Source organism: Povalibacter sp., assembly GCF_036520495.1.
Classification (GTDB): domain Bacteria; phylum Pseudomonadota; class Gammaproteobacteria; order Steroidobacterales; family Steroidobacteraceae; genus Steroidobacter.
Genome location: NZ_DATDJO010000061.1, coordinates 103,774 through 121,152, shown reverse-complemented (window position 1 = coordinate 121,152; position 17,379 = coordinate 103,774). Strand labels below are relative to the sequence as shown.

The following is a 17,379-nucleotide window of genomic DNA, read 5'->3' as shown; positions in this document are numbered from 1 at the left end:
GATGGAACATCGGACTGAATCCGCAAGATCCCCGGTAGGGCGCTCTTATATATATGTTCGCTTTTTTTGCGTTCTATGCGTTCTTTGCGGTTACCCCTATTCCGATCCGCAGTCGGTTCGTCGCATCCCGCGATCAGTCCGTCTTTACGCCGGCAATCCCTGCTTCTTTTGTGGTTAGTCTGTGTTCATTCGTTTGCAGGAGTACCTGAAGGATGAATCGACGTCAGGCGATGAAGTTTGGAGCGGCGACGCTTGCCGCGAGCGTGATCGGCGGCAGTGCATTCGCGGAGACGAAGCCGCTGCGGGTGCTGATCCTGGGCGGCACGGGATTCATCGGGCCGCATTTCGTGAGTTCGCTGCGCGAGGCCGGTCACAAGCTCACGCTGTTCAATCGCGGCAAGCGCAATCCCGGACTGTTTCCCGACGTCGAAACGCTGCACGGCGATCGCCATGGGCAGCTCGATGCGCTGAAGAATCGCGACTGGGACGTCGTCATCGACAACTCGGGCTTCCTGCCGAAGGACGTGAAGCTCAGCGCCGATCTGCTCAAGGGCCACACGCAGTACTACCTGTTCATTTCCAGCATCTCCGCGTATGCCAACCTGACGCCGCCCGGCATCGATGAGGACTACAAGCTCGCCTCGCTTTCGGCGCCCGACAGCGAGGACATCAACAAGGACTACGGCGCACTCAAGGCCCTGTGCGAGCAAGCGGTCGAAGCTACTTACGGCAGTGCATGTTCGATCGTGCGTCCGTCATACATCGTGGGCCCTGGCGACACGTCGGATCGCTTCACTTACTGGCCCGTGCGCACGGCGCGCGGCGGCGAAATGCTGGTGCCGGGAACGGCACGTGATCCTGTGCAGTTCATCGATGTGCGCGACCTGGCGGACTTCGTCCGTGTGTGTGTCGAACAGCGCATTCCTGGACGCTACAACGCCTGCAATCCTCCCGGCTGCGTAACGATGGGCGATGTGGTGGAAACCGCGAAGCGACTTACCCGGGCCGACACGCGCTTCACGTGGGTCGACCCTGCGTTCGTGGAGAAGCAGAAGCTGGTCGACAGTAACGAACTGCCCATCTGGGCACCGCCGACCGGTGAGTACGCGGGCACCGCGCTGGTCAGTTCGGCTCGGGCGGTGGCCAGGGGAATGCGGTTCCGCGAGGTGTCGACGACCATTGCCGACACGCTGGCATGGCACAGTCAGCGCCCGGCCGAACAACAGAAGAAATTGCGCGCTGGCCTGACGCCGGAGCGCGAAGCGGAGCTGCTGAAGCTCTGGCATGCGAGCCACGGCGCGACATAACGCAATGTAGCGACGTGCCGGGTCCTCAGGTTGGTGCCAGATCGCGGCGATGTAGGTTCTTGTCCTGATCGCCCCCTGCAGATTTGGCTTTCTATCGGACGCGTCATCGCGATTTAATAGCCCATCTCGACGGTCGATTGCGTCGACATCGGACGGGGGCTTTATGACGCAGAGTTCGACACGGAAAGTTCGCTGGCTGCTGCCGCTGCTGGCCATCGTCACCGGCTGCGCGAAGCAGGAGGGATCGGAACTGCAGTGGGCGCGGGCTGCGCTGGAACGCAATCCCGACGTCGAGATCGTCGCCACGGATGAACAGGCCAGCGTGTTCACGCTGCGCGATCGCACGACAGGTACCGTCAGTGCCGTACCGCTGAAGGAAATCGCCGCGGCACCGGTGTCGCAGTTGCTTCGCAAGCCGCTGGCGCTCGCGCCGGCAGCGGCGACCGAACCTGCGCCCGCCGTCGTGGCTTCTGAACCTGCTGCACGGGCAGCCATCGCAGACTCAGCACCGGTCGAAGCCGCTCCATCATCTGCAGCGGGTGAACCCGCCGCCATGGCAAGCGGCGAGAAGCCCTACACCATCGATCGCGTCGACGGCCAGCTGCGGGTCAGCGGCCCTGGCATCAGTGTCGTGTCTTCCGGTCCCGCAGCCACCGCGACGCCGCAATCGCAGGGCCCGCGCGCAGCCGAACCGATCATCTGCGAAGGCCCGCGCATGCTGCACCTGGACAATCGCAACATCTATGTCGAAGGCGACGCCATCACCGTGCGTGGCGGCTGCGAGCTATACCTCACGAACAGTAACATCGTGGCGTCCGGCACCGGTGTGCGAATCCAGGATGGAATCGTGCATATCACGAACAGCCATATCGAAGGCGGCACCAGTTCGTTCGAAGCCGGCAGCCAGGCCAAGGTCTTCGTCCGCGGCTCGACCTTCCAGGGCCTCTCACGCCGCGATCAGCTCGCGACGGTGCAGGATCAGGGCGGGAACCGGTGGCAGTGACTTGCGGAAGAAGAACTCACATAAGCCTGCAAGTCCGAACTTCAAGCTTTGTGGGTCCGACTTCAGTCGGACATTCCTTGGTCTCAAGATGTCCGACTAAAGTCGGACCCACAGAAAGAACCTTAAAGATCGGCACCGGCAACCTTAAGGAAGGTCTGATTTATTCCGTTCGTGCTGAGATTCCATGGACGAGCGCAAGTGCTTCGACCTGGCTCAGCACGGACGCAGAAGACTCGAAACGGCTTCCTCATCCGTTCGCCCGGAGCCTGTCGAAGGGAGCTGGTCGAAACATACCCAAAAATTGATGGCCTGGTTTCAACACCGTGGCGTTTACGCTTCGATGGGTGAACCATTCCCTTCGGTCTGCGTGTGAAACATCTTCATTCCTGATCCAGCGGTCCGAAAGGCCGCACCGCGGCAAGATCCACCACATCGACGCCCTTCGGGTACCGGAACATGCGTTTGCCGAGATCCGGAAAGTCGACCACATCCACGTCGCGATTCTCGCCGCCGACGAGATAGACCAGTTCGGCATCGAACGGATTGCCGAGGTGGTGCGCAACACCCGGGGCCGGAAAGGCCATGAAGTCGCCGACCCCGACTTCGTAGTCGGTGCCATCGATCCGTGCGATACCTCGGCCCGCGATGATGTAGATCCACTCCTCTTCCTGCCAGTGCGAGTGGTACACGAATGATTCCTTGCCGGGCGCGATCCGCGCGAGATTCACGCCGGTGCGCCGCAGGCCGGTCGATTTCGCCAGCTGATAGCCGGTCATTTCCGACAGCGGATTCCACGGATGCGAGAAGGTCTGCGAACGGGCCGCGATATCGGCGGCGCGCAGGAGATAGAGATTGGGACGATCAGTCATGGCGATTGGGCCGGCAGTTGAACAGCGCCGACTCTCAACCGCGCACAGACAACCGTCAACTTCTTTGGCACTCTTCGCGCCATGAACAGATGGCGCATCGTCGGACTGCTGCTGCTCGCTGCGCTGGTGGCGTGGCTGACGCTGCGCAGTTGCACGCCGGAAGACGTACCGAACGAGGCGCCCCCCGCCACCGCGACGCCGGCGCGCGACAAATTTCATGCGTCGCGCCCATTGCAGGTCTCCGCCATTGCCGCGCAACCGGCGGATCCCGCCTGGCTCGAACGCGAGCTGCGACACCTGCTGCTCCGCGGCCGCATGCAGGTCGCGCCAGTCGGACCCGACGCTCGCTCGGCCTACACGCTGCGGATCGAAGTGCAGCCGGCGCCGGCCACCACGGCAGTCATGAAGCTGGTGGCGCCGGACGACGTTGTCGAGCGCGAAGAGCAAATCGACATTGGCGCCCGGGCGCTCGACACTTTGCGCGCTTTTGCAACGACATTGCCCGCCTTTCTCGACGCAGCTCACGCGCAGGGTGACTGGGTCGCACTGATCGGAACGGATGACCCGGACGCCTATGACACCTATCTGAGCAGTGCCAATGAGCTGCTGGGAGCGGACGGACGCGGCTTCACACAACCGGCGATGACGGTCGCCTCGGCCAGTGTCGAGCGCCTCGAAGCATTGACGCGCAAGCGGCCGGGTTTTGCCCGCGCACGCTCGCTGCTGGCGATTGCCTATCTCGGTCTCGGCGGCAAGGACGTCGGCTCGCTGACAGCCCTGGCGGAAACCACGGCGGAACGTGCGCTCGCGCTCGATCCGGCGCTGGCCAATGCGCAGAGCGCATTGGGACTCGTCAGTCTGCGACGCGGTGATTGGGCCACCGCGCTCGACCACTTCCGCACGGCGCTGCAAACCGATCCGAACGCCACTGCGGCGCTCGAAGGTCTCGGCTGTCTGTTGATGGACGTGGGTCATGCGACCCAGGCCCTGCCCATCACGCAGCGCGCCGTGACGCTGCAACCCGCCAATGTCGGGGCGAACGAGTGTCTCGCATACGCACGGCTCGCCACGGGGACCGTCGATGACGGCACTCATCACAGCAACGCGCTCGATGTTGCTCTCGTGGAAGCGCTGGAAGCGATGCTGTCGGGGCAGACCGCCGACGCGCAACGTGCGCTACACAATGCCGAAACCACCAGGAATTCTTCAGCCTGGGTGGAGCCGCTGCTGCGCGCCGCGAACAACCGCCGCGAGACCGCACAGGCTCTACAAGCCATCACTCGCGCTGCGAACGATCAACTGATCGATCCGGTGACGGAACTCATCTGCGGCGCGGCGCTACGACAATCCGACTTCGTCTTCAACCGGATGCTGCGTCTACACAAACAGAACGCGGCCGTGCCCCTGCGAATCCTGTGGTTGCCGAACACCGCGTTCCTGCGCAAGCACGACGGTTTCGCAGAGATCGTCAGCGTCGAGGGCCTGCTGCCGTTCTGGCAGGATCACGGCCTGCCGGATATCTGCAAGACCGAGCCTGCGGTGTATGGGTGCAAGCTGCGGCCGCAGAAGATCAAGAAGCCTGAGTAATCCGCAGGAGCCAGGACGAAGGGCCGCAAAAAAGCACAAAGAACGAAAAAGTGAAAACTGATTTCTTCTCTCCGACCCTGTGTTCCCCGTGTTCCCCGTGTTCCCCGTGTTCCCCGTGGAGATTTTCTTTTCTCAGGTTCCGCGAACCCGGCTCCAGGCCGCCTTGTGTTCGCAATCGCAATCCGCCAGAAACTGCAGCAGTTCCGCGCGGTACTCGTAGTACTGCGGATGTTCGAGCAGCGCTTTGCGGGTACGCGGACGCCTTGAGGAGCAGGTACGCAAAGGAGCACACACGACCACAAAGGAACGCAAGAATTGCGATCCGCTCTCACGAAGCCGGATTTCATGAAGCCTCTCTTCACTTGTGCTCGTCTGTGCTTCTTGTGGGCACCAATCGATGAGGCCGCATCGCGGCCCAAAAAAAAACGCCACCGACCTCGAGCGCGTGCGTAGAAGCGCGCATGAAGTCGGCGGCGTTGCCAGCAGGCCAGATGCTGGGCCTGCGTATTCGCTGGATATGCCCGCAAATCAGCGAACGCATCCGTTGCTGTCGGATTTGCAACTGGTGTGCCAGAGACGAATACAGGAGAATCCCCCATCACGCTGCGGCGACGTGCGGCCGAATGCGCTTTTATTGATCCGCCGGAGAGCAGATGCCGGCGCTTCGGACGAAGATCGTGCAGCGTGGGTTCCAGCAACCAATCAGATCACGTAGACAGTTGCTAGTTGCACCCATGTGGTGCCGATGCCAGACGAAAAGCCCGCCAACGAAACGACTCTGCACATCCTGATCGTCGATCAGAACGTGATGCGGGCCGCCATTCTCGAAGACGGCCTGCGCGAAGCCGGCTATCGGCGCGTCACCATCGTGCGCGACATGCAGAACCTGATGCGGCGCATCGTCGACAACGATCCCGACGTCATCTTCATCGACCTGGAGAATCCGAACCGCGACGTACTGGAACAGATGTTCCAGGTGTCGCGCTGCGTCAGCCGCCCCATCGCGATGTTCGTGGACCGCTCGGAGACCGACATGATCGAGGCCGCCGTCGATGCGGGCGTCGGCGCCTACGTCGTCGACGGCCTGAAGAAGGAGCGCGTCAAGGCCGTGCTGGACATGGCCGTGTGTCGCTTCAATGCATTCCGCAAACTGCGCGAGGAACTGGAACGCGCGCGCGCAGCACTCGACGAGCGCAAGGTGGTCGAGCGCGCCAAGGGCATTCTGATGAACCGCAATGGCATGAGCGAGGAAGCCGCGTACGCGTTGCTGCGCAAGGCCGCCATGAATGAAAACCGACGCATCAGCGAAGTGGCGCAAAACGTCGTGACTGCAGCAAGGCTATTGAAATGACTTCATCGGGCGTCGTCGTTGGCTTTATCCCGCTGCTCGATTGCGCGCCGCTGGTGGCCGCCGTCGAGAAGGGATTCGCCGACGAGGAAGGTATCGACCTGACGCTGGTGCGTGAAACATCGTGGGCAAACATCCGCGATCGGGTGGTGGTCGGGCATTTCGACGCCGCACACATGCTCGGCCCGATGACGGTTGCCTCCACGCTCGGCATTGGTCACCTGCGCGTGCCCATGGTGGCGCCGCTGTCGCTCGGCCTGGGCGGCAATGCCATCACGGTTTCCCAGCCGCTGTGGCAGCAGATGCAAAAGGCCGGCGCTGCGGCCGGCGCCAATCCGCTTCTTCAGGGACAGGCGCTGCACGATGTGGTCATGGAACGTCAGCGCGGCAACGAAGCACAGCTCACTTTCGCGATGGTGTATCCCTTCTCGTGTCACAACTACGAACTGCGCTACTGGTTGAGCGCGGTCGGCATCGATCCCGATCACGACGTGCGCCTGGTGGTGCTGCCGCCGCCTCTGCTCGTTGACGCACTGCGTGAAGGACACATCGATGGCTTCTGTGCAGGCGAACCGTGGAACAGTCTCGCGGTATCGGTCGGTGTCGGCAGCATCATCGCGACGACCACCGCGATCTGGCGCCTGAGTCCGGAGAAGGCGTTGGGATGCCGGCGCGAATGGGCCGAGCGCTTTCCCGAACGCATTGCTGCGCTGATACGTGCGCTGTACCGATCTTCCGAGTGGTGCGAACAGCCGGACAATCGAGAAGAACTCGCGCGCCTGCTGTCGGAATCCAAGTACGTGGGTGCGCCCGCGCACATTCTGCAGGGAGGTCTCTCGGGCAACCTGACGCTGGTGCCGGGCAGCGAGCCGCAGAGCATCGAGAATTTCTATCTGCCGTCGCGCCACTTCGCGACCTTCCCCTGGATCAGCCACGCGCTCTGGTTCTACTCACAGATGGTGCGCTGGAAACAGATCGAGTTCTCGAGCGCGGATCTGGAAGCCGTTCACGCGACCTACCGTCCCGATCTCTATCGCGCGGCACTCGCACCGTTGAACGTGCCCATGCCCGACCACGACAGCAAGGCCGAAGGACTGCACCCCTCTGACGGATTCTTCGACGGTCGTGTGTTCGATGCGGCGCGTCTTCGCGAATATCTGGCAGAAGAATGAGCACCACCCTTTGACCGAACAGACTGCCACCGGACGAGCGGGGACCAGAAATAGAGCGGGACTACACAAAAGCACAAATGAAGCAGAGGCCTCATTGAATGCCTGAGCCTTTGTGCTCCTTTGTGTACTACGCCTGTCTGTGGTTATCCTCGATCCCGCCATGCCAGTCTCCACCGACTATCTCGCCTACGTCGTCGACCAGTTCGCGAACTTCATGCAGGTGACATCGCGACGGATGTTCGGCGGCGTCGGGTTGTACGCGAGCGGTTTGTTTTTTGCGCTCATCGCTGACGACACGCTGTACCTGAAAGTCGATGACAGCAATCGCGCAGATTTCGTGGCGCGACGATGCGAACCGTTTCGACCGTTCGCGAACGATCCCACGTACTCGATGAGCTATTACCAGTTGCCCGAAGACGTACTCGAGGATGCGGAGGAACTCAGGGTCTGGACACGCAAGTCGCTCGCTGTCGCAGCATCTGCATCTGCAGCAAAGCAACGGCGCCCCCAGCCGACCGGAAAACGCAAATCTGCAGCCAGCCCAACGGGCCGGGCCAAACGTCGACGCGGAACTGAGCGATAGCTCAGGCGTGGGTTTGTCCGACAGTCCAGTCGTTTGACGTTTCCTCGTCAACTGCGGTGCGGAATCTTTGCGCTGCAGTATTCAGTACTGAAATCGCGCCTATAATGCCGCCCCCGCCGCGCATGCCGATCGTTTGAGTTTCGCCACGCAGGCACTCAATGTCGGCTTTGCAGCGGGCTTGTTCTCACTTCGACTTACATGGGAGACGCACTGATGGGGGCTATCAACGCCGTGGCCAATCTCGCCGTCGAAGGCGACATCGCCATCCTCTCGCTCAATTCCCCGCCGGTGAACGCGCTGTCGCAAGTCGTGCGCGTCGGCGTCATCGAGGGAATCAAACAGGCCATTGCCGATGCGTCCGTCAAGGCGGTCGTGCTGATCTGCGAAGGCAAGACATTCATCGCGGGTGCGGACATCACCGAGTTCGGGAAGCCGCCAGTGCCGCCGAGCATTCAGGATGTCGAGGCCGTCATCGAAAATTCACCGAAGCCAGTGATCGCCGCCATTCACGGCACCGCGCTCGGCGGTGGTCTCGAAGTCGCACTGTGCTGCCACTATCGGGTCGCTGTTCCATCCGCGAAGTGCGGGTTGCCTGAAGTGAACCTTGGCCTGCTGCCCGGCGCGGGTGGCACGCAGCGCCTGCCGCGCATCGTCGGCCCGGAAGCTGCGCTCGACATGATGACATCCGGCAAACATGTACCCGCCACATGGGCGCAGAGCGTTGGCCTCATCGACGAGATCGTGCCGGAAGGCGATCTTCGCAATGGCGCCGTCGCGTTTGCGAAGAAAGTGATCGCAGAAAATCGTCCATTGAAGAAAGTGCGCGACCTGAACGACAAGGTGCTCGCTGCACGCGGCAAGCCGGAAATCTTCGCGGACTTCCGCAAGGCCAACGCGCGCAAGTTCCGCGGCTTCCTCGCCCCCGAGTACAACATCCGCTGCGTCGAAGCCGCGGTGAACCAACCGTTCGATCAGGGCATCGAGATCGAACGTACGTTGTTCCTGGAACTCATGAACGGCGTGCAGTCCGCCGCACAGCGCTATGTGTTCTTCGCCGAACGTCAGGCCTGGAAGATTCCGGATGTGCCCGAAGACACACCGGTCCTGCCGATCAGGAAAGTCGGCGTGATCGGCGCCGGCACGATGGGCGGCGGCATTTCCATGAATTTTGCCAATGCCGGCATTCCCGTGACGATCGTCGAAACCAGGCAGGAAGCGCTCGATCGCGGCCTTGGCGTGATCCGCAAGAACTACGAAACGACAGCGAAGCGCGGCAAGCTGAAGCCGGAAGACGTCGGCACACGCATGAATCTGCTGACGGGTACGCTCGATCTGAACGTGCTCGCCGACTGCGACCTGGTCATCGAAGCCGTGTTCGAGAACATGGAGATCAAGAAGGACGTCTTCGGCAAACTCGACAAGATCGTCAAGCAGGGTGCGATCCTGGCGTCGAATACCTCGTATCTGGACGTCGATGAGATCGCGAGTGCCACGCAGCGCCCCGAGTGGGTGATCGGCCTGCACTTCTTCTCGCCTGCGAACGTGATGCGACTTCTCGAAGTCGTGCGGGGCAAGAAAACGTCGAAGCAGGTCGTTGCCACTTCGATGCAGCTCGCAAAGAAAATTGGCAAGATCGGCGTGCTGGTCGGCGTGTGCCACGGCTTCGTCGGTAATCGCATGCTCGCGGCGCGTCAGGTGCAGGCGCAGGCAATGATCCTCGAAGGCGCGATGCCCTGGGATGTGGACAAGGTGCTGTTCGATTTCGGCATGCCGATGGGCCCGTTCGCGATGTCGGACCTCGCCGGTCTGGACATCGGCTGGAGCAAGGAGACGTCGAAAGGCGCGACCATTCGCGACGTGCTGTGCGAAATGGATCGCCGCGGCCAGAAGACCAACGCCGGATTCTACGACTACGACGCCGAGCGCAAGGCCAACCCCTCGCCGGTCACGGAAAAGATCATCAAGGAGTTCGCGGCGAAATCCGGCAATCCGCAACGCAAGATCTCCGAGGAGGAGATCCTTGAACGCTGCACCTACGCCCAGATCAATGAGGGAGCGAAGATCCTGGAAGAAGGCATCGCCATCCGTCCTTCCGACATCGACATCGTCTGGATCAACGGCTACGGCTGGCCGGTCTATCGCGGCGGCCCGATGTTCTACGCCGATACAGTCGGCCTGAAGAACGTGGTCGCGAAGCTCAAGGAGTACGGCCCGACGCTGGGCAAGGATTTCACGATCTCACCGCTGCTGGAAAAACTGGCAGCCGAAGGCAAACGTTTCCAGGACCTGAAGTAATCGGACGAATTTCTGAAGAAGGAGCCGGATTTTCCACGGGGATCACGGGGGAACACTGGGTTCGAGAAGGCTTTCTGGTTGTCTTGACCCCGTGGTAGCCCGTGTTCCCCGTGGAGATCCGATCTCTGTAAGAACTGAATCGAATCTGAGGATTGAACATGCGTGAAGCAGTCATCGTCTCTACGGCCCGCACACCGATCGGCAAAGCGTATCGCGGTGCGTTCAACAACACCCAGGGCCAGGAACTGGCCGGCCATGCCATCGCACAGGCGGTGAAGCGCGCCGGCATCGATCCGGCGCAAGTCGAGGACGTAATCATCGGCTGTGCTCTGCAGCAGGGCTCGACGGGCGGCAACGTCGCACGTCAGGCGCTGCTGCGCGCGGGTCTGCCGGTCACGGTGCCGGGGCAGTCGATCGACCGTCAGTGCTCGTCCGGCCTGATGGCGATCGCGACTGCAGCGAAGCAGATCATCACCGACGGCATGCAGGTCGCGGTCGGCGGCGGCGTCGAATCGATCTCGCTGGTACAGAACGACAAGATGAATCATTTCCGCGCGGCCGATCCGTGGCTCGTGAAAAACATTCCGCAGATCTATATGAGCATGCTCGAGACGGCTGAGATCGTCGCCGAGCGTTATGGCGTGAGCCGCGAAGCGCAGGATGAGTATTCGCTCCAGTCGCAGCAGCGCACGGCGCAGGCACAGGCGGAAGGTCGTTACAACGATGAGATCGCCCCGCTGACCTCGATCATGCAGGTCGCCGACAAGGAGACCGGCACGGTTTCTCAGAAGGAAGTGACGATCAAGCTCGACGAAGGCAATCGTCCGCAGACCACGCTCGCCGACCTGCAGAAACTGCAGCCGGTGTTCAAGAACGGTCAGCGCATCAAGGAAGGCAAGTTCATCACCGCCGGTAATGCATCGCAGCTCTCCGATGGCGCTGCGGCGCTAGTGCTGATGGAGGCCAAGGAAGCCGAGAAGCGCGGGTTGAAACCGCTCGGTGCGTATCGCGGCATGATGGTCGCGGGTTGCGACCCGGATGAAATGGGCATCGGCCCGGTCTTCGCCGTACCGAAGCTGCTGAAGCTGCACGGCCTGACGATGGACGACATCGGCATCTGGGAACTCAACGAGGCATTTGCGAGCCAGGTGCTCTACATCCGCGACAAGCTTGGCATCCCGAACGACAAGCTCAACGTCTCGGGCGGCGCGATCTCCATCGGTCATCCCTACGGCATGTCCGGCGCACGCATGACCGGTCACCTGCTGATCGAAGGCAAGCGGCGCGGCGCGAAGTACGGCGTCGTGACGATGTGCATCGGCGGCGGCATGGGCGGCGCGGGATTATTCGAAATCTTCTGATCCTCGACGGATCGATCGAAACAAAGGGGCGGGACCAGGTCTCGCCCCTTTTTTATTTCGGGGTGCGGTACTCGTGGAACATCGCGTCGATCCCCGACAGCCCACTCTCACCATTCCCCGACATTCGGCATCGATGCCCACGGCTCCTGGCGCGGCAGCGCCGCCCCTTTCTGCAGCAGTTCGATCGAGATCCTGTCGGGCGAGCGGATGAAGGCCATGTAGCCATCGCGCGGCGGACGATTGATCGTGACGCCGTGATCCATCAATCGCTGACAGGCGGCGTAGATGTCGTCGACTTCGTACGCGAGGTGACCGAACGCGCGCGCGATCTTGTACTCCTCGGGATCCCAGTTGTACGTGAGTTCCACCTGCGCGGCGTCATCGCCCGGCGCGGCGAGATACACCAGCGTGAACCGGCCCTTCTCGTTCTCGGTTCGCCGCACTTCGCGCAACCCCAGCGCGTCGCAGTAGAACTTCAACGACTCATCGAGATTGGTCACGCGGACCATGGTGTGGAGGTATTTCATGATGGCTGACTGGCAAACGGGCTAACTGGCTATCTGGCCAGCATGGGAAAAATCAGAGAGACGCTGGCCAGTGGGCCGGTTAGCCAGTTGACCAGTCAGCCTCTTCTCAAAACATCTCCGACGCATCCGGCGTCCGGATCTGTGTCTTGTGCCGCGACACGATGTGATCGCCGGTGATCATTTCATCGTAGGCCTGGCCGGGACCGACCATCGGGTAGACGCCGGCATCCGGGTCGATCATGACCTCGAGGAATGCCGGGCCCTTGAACTCGATGAATTCGCGCACGACGCGCGGCACGTCTTCATTGCGATCGAGGCGCACGGCAAACTGGAATCCGTCGGCCTGCGCGGCTTTGATGAAGTCCTTCTTGTGCAGCGACTTGTCGCTTGCCGACAGCCGGCCCTTGAAGAACAGCTTCTGCCACTGCTTCACCATGCCGTCGCCGCAGTTGTTGAGCACCACGACCTTGACTGGCAGATCGTACGTGGTCACGGTCTCGAGTTCGCCGACATTCATGCGCACGCTGGCATCGCCGTCGATATCGATGACCAGCCGTTGGGGCTGCGCGAACTGCGCACCGATGGCGGCGGGCAGGCCGAAGCCCATCGTGCCCATGCTGCCGGACGTGAGCCACAGGCGCGGCTGGGCGAAATCGAAATACTGCGCGGCCCACATCTGGTGCTGACCGACGCCCGTACTGATGATCGCCTGACCCTTGGTGAGCTTGTTGATCTCTTCGATCACGTAGTACGGCTGTACCAATGCGCTGGCGCGGTCGTAGTTCATCGCATGGCGCGTACGCAGATCGGCGCAATGCCGGTGCCATTCCGACCAGTCGCGACGGAAGCTGACGCGCCGACCGTAGCTGCGCAGCGCCCGCAGCGCTTCCGGCAACAGACCGACGTGGTGCCACTGCACCGGCTTCACCTTGTTGATCTCCGACGCGTCGATATCGATCTGTGCAATGCACTTCGCTTTCGGCGCGAACTTCGACGGATTCCCCGCCACCCGATCGTCGAAGCGGGCGCCGAGCGCAAACAGGAAATCGCAATCATCGACGGCGTAGTTGGCGAACGCTGCTCCGTGCATGCCCAGCATGCGCATCGACAGCGGGTGCATGGTGTCGACCGCGCCGAGCCCCATCAGCGTGGTCACGACCGGAATCTGGAATTCGATAGCCAGCTCGCGCAGCGCCTCGGCGCCTTCGGAATTGATCACGCCGCCGCCGGCGTAGATCAGCGGACGTTTCGCCGCACCCAGCATCCGGAAAAACTCTTCGCACTGATCGTCCGACAGAACGTTGCGCACGAGACGATTCATGCGATGGCGATAGCCGGCCACGGGCAGACGGCCCGCGCCCTGGAACGTGCCGCGCCAGTTCTGTACGTCCTTGGGAACGTCGATGACGACCGGGCCGGGTCGGCCGGTGCGTGCAATCTCGAACGCGGTGCGGATCGTCGCTTCGAGCTTGGCGGGATCCGTCACGAGGAAAATGTGCTTTGCGACCGAGCCCATGATGCTGGCGACCGGCGCTTCCTGAAACGCATCGCTGCCGATTGCGGCGGTGGGCACCTGGCCGCAGATCACGACGATCGGAATCGAATCCGCCATGCAATCGCGCACCGGCGTGACGGTATTGGTCGCGCCCGGGCCGGAGGTGACGATGCATACGCCCACCTTGCCGCTCGCGCGGGCATAGCCTGCCGCCATGAAGCCTGCGCCCTGCTCGTTCGCCGGTACGATCAGCGGCATCTGGCGCTGATTGCTGTCGGACCGCTGCTGGTTGTAGACAAAGATGGCGTCGTAGGTCGGCAGGATCGCGCCGCCGCTGTAACCGAACACCACATCCACGCCTTCGTCGGCCAGAACCTGGACGATGATGTCGGCGCCAGACATCTGCTGTCCGGCAAGCGAATGAGCGCTGGTGTTGAGCGCGGCTTGACCGTATTTCACGACTGTTGCTTTCCGTCGGTGGGTCCGCAGGGCGGGCCCGCTGGAGTCAGGAGAATGGATGGCCCGTTTTCGGGCCCGGACATCGCTAATGCACTGCAAAGAAGCCTAGCAGCACCCGCCCCTCAGCGTCCATGTCGCGGACCGATGGTCAGGCCCCGGGATCGGCCTCTTCACGGGCCTCTGCCCATGGAAATTTCCAGTTCTTCCCGTATGCTCCCGTTCCCGCGGAAATGGCACCCACACCGCAGAGGTACCTGACCTGAATCTGTCGGTCAGACACCGACCGGCCCGTTCGAGGAATCCTTAGGATGACGACCAAGCGCCACATCATTTCCATTCTGTTGCAGAACGAAGTCGGTGCCCTGACCCGTGTCACCAGCCTGCTCGCGACGCGCGGTTACAACATCGAGTCACTGAACGTTGCTCCGACGGACGACCCGACGGTATCGCGCCTCACACTGGTCACGAGCGGTTCGGAAGCCGTCGTGCAGCAGATCGTCAAGCAGTCGCTGAAGCTCATCGACGTCGTCAATGTCGATGACATGACCAGCGATCAGCATGTAGAGCGCGAGCTGCTGCTGCTCAAATTGCGCGTGCCGCCCAGCCTGCTCGGTCGATTGCACGAGTCGGTGGAAAAAGCCGGCGCGCAGGTCTTGTCGGACGAAGCGGAAAGTTTTACCGTCCAACTCACTGATAGTGAATCGCAAATCAACCGGTTCGTCGTCGAGGTGGGGAGCTTCGGCGAGGTTCTTGAAGTCGCGCGTAGCGGTGCGCTCGCGATCCTTCGCGGCGCCACCACTCTCAGCGCATGAACTGAATCGGTTCACGCGGCAACGGCGCCGCCACCCCCGGCAGAGCCGGGATCTCCGATTAGTTCGACTCGGTGCGACATCGGGCAGGGTGTCAGCCTCTTGGCGAGTGTTGTGCTGTGCACCGGAAAGTCACGACCATGTGACTTGACCAAGGGAGTAATGATGTATCGCCTGTATGACTATCTGCCCTCCGGGAACGGCTACAAAGCCCGCCTGGTCCTCAAACAACTGCGCATCGACTATCAGCTGGTCGAAGTCGACATCATCAACGGCGGTTCACGCACGCCGGAATTCCTGGCCAAGAATCCCAACGGACGCATCCCGGTGCTGGAAGTGCCAGGCAAGGGCTTTCTGCCGGAAAGCCATGCCATCGTGTCCTACCTCGCGGACGGATCGGAACTCATCCCTGCAGACGCCTTCGAGCGCGCGTGCATGTGGCAGTGGATGTGCTTCGAGCAATATCACGTCGAGCCGAACATCGGCACCGTGCGCTTCTGGGTTCACTTCCTGCGCAAGACTCGCGCCGAACTGGGCGAAAAGCTCATCGAGAAAAAGAAAAGTGGCTACGCCGCACTCGACGTACTGGAAGAGACGCTGCGTGATCGCGAGTATCTGGCAGGCAATCGCTACTCGCTGGCCGACATCTCGCTGTTCGCCTACACACATGTCGCGCATGAAGGCGGCTTCGATCTGCAACCGTATCCGGGTGTGCGCGCCTGGTGCGATCGGGTAGCGAGTCAGCCGGACTGGGTGCCGATCACGGCACGATGAAGAGTAGTTGATAGTTGACAGTGGACAGTTGAAAGCGGTCCTCCGCCTCCGATGCCCTTCGCTATCAACTATCAACTGTCCGCTATCAACTCTCTTGCCTACGGCAGCAGTACTGTCGATCCAACGGTCTGTCGCGATTCCAGATCGCGATGCGCCCGGGAAGCTTCCTGCAATGGATAGGTCTGCCCCACGTGCACGCTGATCACCGATCGGCTGATCAGATCGAAGAGCTCGTTGGCCGCCCGCTGCAATGCGCTACGGGTGCCGATGAAGTGAAAGAGGGTAGGACGCGTCAGATAGAGCGAGCCGCGCTTGCCCAACTCGAGCGGCGCTATCGGGGGCACCGGACCCGATGCGTTGCCATACGACACCATCATGCCGCGCGGGCGCAGGCTGTCGAGAGAACCGATGAACGTGTCCTTGCCGACGGAGTCGTAGACGACGCTGGCGCCACGCCCGCGCGTGATCGACTTGACGCCCGCAACCCAATCGTCCTGCAGCAGCAGTGTGTGATCGGCTCCCAGCGAGCGGGCAAGATCCGCCTTGGCCGCTGATCCGACGACGGCGACGACGGTCGCGCCAAGATGCCTGGCCCACTGGACGGCGATGGTACCGACGCCGCCGGCCGCCGCATGAATCACCACGGTGTCGCTTTTACGAACGCGATACACCTGTCGCAGCAACGCCTGCACTGTCAGGCCTTTCAGCATCACGGCAGCGGCCTTGGTGTCATCGATATCCGCGGGCAGTTTGACGAGCCGCTCTGCCGGCATGATGCGAGCCTGGCAATACGCCCCGGCACTGCCGGACGCATAGGCGACGCGATCGCCCGGCGCAAGATCCTTGACGCGCGAACCGACCGCCTCGATCACGCCGGCCGCTTCGTGCCCCGGGATCGCCGGCAGCTGCGATGCGTACAGGCCGGTGCGCTCATACACGTCGATGAAATTCAGGCCCACCGCGGTGTGCCGGATGCGGGCCTCGGTCGGACCGGGCTCGCCAACTTCCACAGAATCCCAACGCAGGACGTCGGGGTCGCCATAGGAGTGGAAGCGGATTGCATGTGTCATGGAGATACTCATTCGGATGGTGTCCGGACGAGTCTAGGGACAATGCAATTTGATCGTCCAGCCGTGGATTTCAGCAGCGGTGTCGCTGGACCCGAGGCAAGGAGCGCAGAGCGGCGGCTAGCGGCCCCCGCTCTGCGCGATCAGACGGAATTGGATCAGAGAGCCTGATCGTCCGCCTCACCGGTCCGGATACGCAGAACGCGCTCCAGATCGGTGATGAAGATCTTGCCGTCGCCGACCTTGCCGGTCTTGGCGGCATTGATGATGGCTTCGGTGACCTGATCGACCAGCGCATCCTTGACGGCTACTTCGATACGGGTCTTCGGGACGAAATCAACGACGTACTCGGCGCCGCGGTACAGCTCGGTGTGTCCGCGCTGACGCCCGAAGCCTTTCACTTCGGTGACGGTCATGCCCGAAACACCGATCTCCGAGAGTGCGGCACGCACATCGTCGAGTTTGAAGGGTTTGATGATGGCGCTGATAAGTTTCATTTTCCCCGTGGCTCCTGTCTCGAGTGCGGGACGCAAGTGGGTTTTTCGTCGGCCGCTGCTGGCAATTAAGGCGTCGTGGCCAGAATACCCTGACTTGCCGCAGCGTGGCTTTGCAATGCACATTTTATGCCGCGCGCAGTGGCGAAGTTTCGGCCAGCAGCGTCAGAGGGCCGCAGTCGGAATCCCACACACACCGCACCAATTTTGAGCGCGACCACAGCAACGC

General features: G+C 61.8%; 15 protein-coding genes. 10 read left to right on the top strand and 5 right to left on the bottom strand.

What is annotated here, in order from left to right; genetic code table 11:
* Window positions 1-212 precede the first annotated feature (212 nt).
* On the top strand, window positions 213-1,307 hold the full coding sequence (locus tag VIZ63_RS21045) for an NAD-dependent epimerase/dehydratase family protein (RefSeq protein WP_331611755.1): 1,095 nt from the start codon (window positions 213-215) through the stop codon (window positions 1,305-1,307).
* Between the two features lie 163 nt (window positions 1,308-1,470).
* Complete coding sequence (locus VIZ63_RS21040) at window positions 1,471-2,310, top strand: hypothetical protein (protein ID WP_331611754.1); 840 nt, start codon at window positions 1,471-1,473, stop codon at window positions 2,308-2,310.
* 380 nt (window positions 2,311-2,690) lie between these two features.
* On the opposite strand, the gene VIZ63_RS21035 is transcribed toward VIZ63_RS21040, so the two are convergent.
* Window positions 2,691-3,179 (bottom strand): cupin domain-containing protein, encoded by a 489-nt coding sequence (locus VIZ63_RS21035; protein WP_331611753.1) that lies wholly within the window; start codon window positions 3,177-3,179, stop codon window positions 2,691-2,693.
* 81 nt (window positions 3,180-3,260) lie between these two features.
* On the opposite strand from VIZ63_RS21035, the gene VIZ63_RS21030 reads away from it, so the two are divergent.
* From VIZ63_RS21030 to VIZ63_RS21005, 6 genes are all read left to right on the top strand, one after another.
* Window positions 3,261-4,766, top strand: coding sequence for a tetratricopeptide repeat protein (locus VIZ63_RS21030; protein ID WP_331611752.1), 1,506 nt, complete (start codon window positions 3,261-3,263; stop codon window positions 4,764-4,766).
* A gap of 745 nt (window positions 4,767-5,511) precedes the next feature.
* Window positions 5,512-6,117 (top strand): ANTAR domain-containing response regulator, encoded by a 606-nt coding sequence (locus tag VIZ63_RS21025; RefSeq protein WP_331611751.1) that lies wholly within the window; start codon window positions 5,512-5,514, stop codon window positions 6,115-6,117.
* Window positions 6,114-7,286 carry a CmpA/NrtA family ABC transporter substrate-binding protein gene (locus tag VIZ63_RS21020; RefSeq protein ID WP_331611750.1) on the top strand — a complete coding sequence of 391 codons (1,173 nt, stop codon included), beginning with the start codon at window positions 6,114-6,116 and terminating at the stop codon, window positions 7,284-7,286. The genes VIZ63_RS21025 and VIZ63_RS21020 overlap by 4 nt, the downstream gene beginning before the upstream one ends.
* A 160-nt stretch (window positions 7,287-7,446) precedes the next feature.
* Window positions 7,447-7,869, top strand: coding sequence for a TfoX/Sxy family protein (locus VIZ63_RS21015; RefSeq protein WP_331611749.1), 423 nt, complete (start codon window positions 7,447-7,449; stop codon window positions 7,867-7,869).
* A gap of 213 nt (window positions 7,870-8,082) precedes the next feature.
* Complete coding sequence (locus VIZ63_RS21010; RefSeq protein WP_349261248.1) at window positions 8,083-10,164, top strand: 3-hydroxyacyl-CoA dehydrogenase NAD-binding domain-containing protein; 2,082 nt, start codon at window positions 8,083-8,085, stop codon at window positions 10,162-10,164.
* A gap of 158 nt (window positions 10,165-10,322) precedes the next feature.
* A complete protein-coding gene (locus tag VIZ63_RS21005) occupies window positions 10,323-11,525 on the top strand; it encodes an acetyl-CoA C-acyltransferase (protein ID WP_331611747.1) in 1,203 nt (400 codons plus the stop codon).
* 107 nt (window positions 11,526-11,632) lie between these two features.
* On the opposite strand, the gene VIZ63_RS21000 is transcribed toward VIZ63_RS21005, so the two are convergent.
* Both VIZ63_RS21000 and ilvB read right to left on the bottom strand, forming a co-directional pair.
* On the bottom strand, window positions 11,633-12,052 hold the full coding sequence (locus VIZ63_RS21000; protein ID WP_331611746.1) for a VOC family protein: 420 nt from the start codon (window positions 12,050-12,052) through the stop codon (window positions 11,633-11,635).
* A 106-nt stretch (window positions 12,053-12,158) separates the two neighbouring features.
* Window positions 12,159-13,949 carry a biosynthetic-type acetolactate synthase large subunit gene (gene ilvB / locus VIZ63_RS20995; protein ID WP_349261247.1) on the bottom strand — a complete coding sequence of 597 codons (1,791 nt, stop codon included), beginning with the start codon at window positions 13,947-13,949 and terminating at the stop codon, window positions 12,159-12,161.
* 365 nt (window positions 13,950-14,314) lie between these two features.
* Between ilvB and ilvN the strand changes: the two genes are divergently transcribed.
* Together ilvN and VIZ63_RS20985 are read left to right on the top strand one after the other, a co-directional pair.
* Entirely contained in the window at window positions 14,315-14,818 is a 504-nt protein-coding gene (gene ilvN, locus VIZ63_RS20990) for an acetolactate synthase small subunit (protein ID WP_331611744.1), read from the top strand.
* Window positions 14,819-14,962: 144 nt separating this feature from the next.
* Window positions 14,963-15,589, top strand: coding sequence for a glutathione S-transferase family protein (locus VIZ63_RS20985; RefSeq protein WP_331611743.1), 627 nt, complete (start codon window positions 14,963-14,965; stop codon window positions 15,587-15,589).
* 98 nt (window positions 15,590-15,687) lie between these two features.
* Here the strand turns inward: VIZ63_RS20985 and VIZ63_RS20980 are convergent, their stop codons facing one another.
* Together VIZ63_RS20980 and VIZ63_RS20975 are read right to left on the bottom strand one after the other, a co-directional pair.
* Window positions 15,688-16,659, bottom strand: coding sequence for a quinone oxidoreductase (locus VIZ63_RS20980; protein WP_331611742.1), 972 nt, complete (start codon window positions 16,657-16,659; stop codon window positions 15,688-15,690).
* A gap of 155 nt (window positions 16,660-16,814) precedes the next feature.
* Complete coding sequence (locus VIZ63_RS20975) at window positions 16,815-17,153, bottom strand: P-II family nitrogen regulator (RefSeq protein WP_324315961.1); 339 nt, start codon at window positions 17,151-17,153, stop codon at window positions 16,815-16,817.
* Window positions 17,154-17,379: the final 226 nt, after the last annotated feature.

Bases quoted from the DNA above. Each gene is read 5' to 3' on its own strand.
- VIZ63_RS21045 (WP_331611755.1), top strand. From the start codon at position 213: ATGAATCGACGTCAGGCGATGAAGTTTGGAGCGGCGACGCTTGCCGCG.
- VIZ63_RS21040 (WP_331611754.1), top strand. From the start codon at position 1,471: ATGACGCAGAGTTCGACACGGAAAGTTCGCTGGCTGCTGCCGCTGCTG.
- VIZ63_RS21035 (WP_331611753.1), bottom strand. From the start codon at position 3,179: ATGACTGATCGTCCCAATCTCTATCTCCTGCGCGCCGCCGATATCGCG.
- VIZ63_RS21030 (WP_331611752.1), top strand. From the start codon at position 3,261: ATGAACAGATGGCGCATCGTCGGACTGCTGCTGCTCGCTGCGCTGGTG.
- VIZ63_RS21025 (WP_331611751.1), top strand. From the start codon at position 5,512: ATGCCAGACGAAAAGCCCGCCAACGAAACGACTCTGCACATCCTGATC.
- VIZ63_RS21020 (WP_331611750.1), top strand. From the start codon at position 6,114: ATGACTTCATCGGGCGTCGTCGTTGGCTTTATCCCGCTGCTCGATTGC.
- VIZ63_RS21015 (WP_331611749.1), top strand. From the start codon at position 7,447: ATGCCAGTCTCCACCGACTATCTCGCCTACGTCGTCGACCAGTTCGCG.
- VIZ63_RS21010 (WP_349261248.1), top strand. From the start codon at position 8,083: ATGGGGGCTATCAACGCCGTGGCCAATCTCGCCGTCGAAGGCGACATC.
- VIZ63_RS21005 (WP_331611747.1), top strand. From the start codon at position 10,323: ATGCGTGAAGCAGTCATCGTCTCTACGGCCCGCACACCGATCGGCAAA.
- VIZ63_RS21000 (WP_331611746.1), bottom strand. From the start codon at position 12,052: ATGAAATACCTCCACACCATGGTCCGCGTGACCAATCTCGATGAGTCG.
- ilvB (WP_349261247.1), bottom strand. From the start codon at position 13,949: ATGTCTGGCGCCGACATCATCGTCCAGGTTCTGGCCGACGAAGGCGTG.
- ilvN (WP_331611744.1), top strand. From the start codon at position 14,315: ATGACGACCAAGCGCCACATCATTTCCATTCTGTTGCAGAACGAAGTC.
- VIZ63_RS20980 (WP_331611742.1), bottom strand. From the start codon at position 16,659: ATGACACATGCAATCCGCTTCCACTCCTATGGCGACCCCGACGTCCTG.
- VIZ63_RS20975 (WP_324315961.1), bottom strand. From the start codon at position 17,153: ATGAAACTTATCAGCGCCATCATCAAACCCTTCAAACTCGACGATGTG.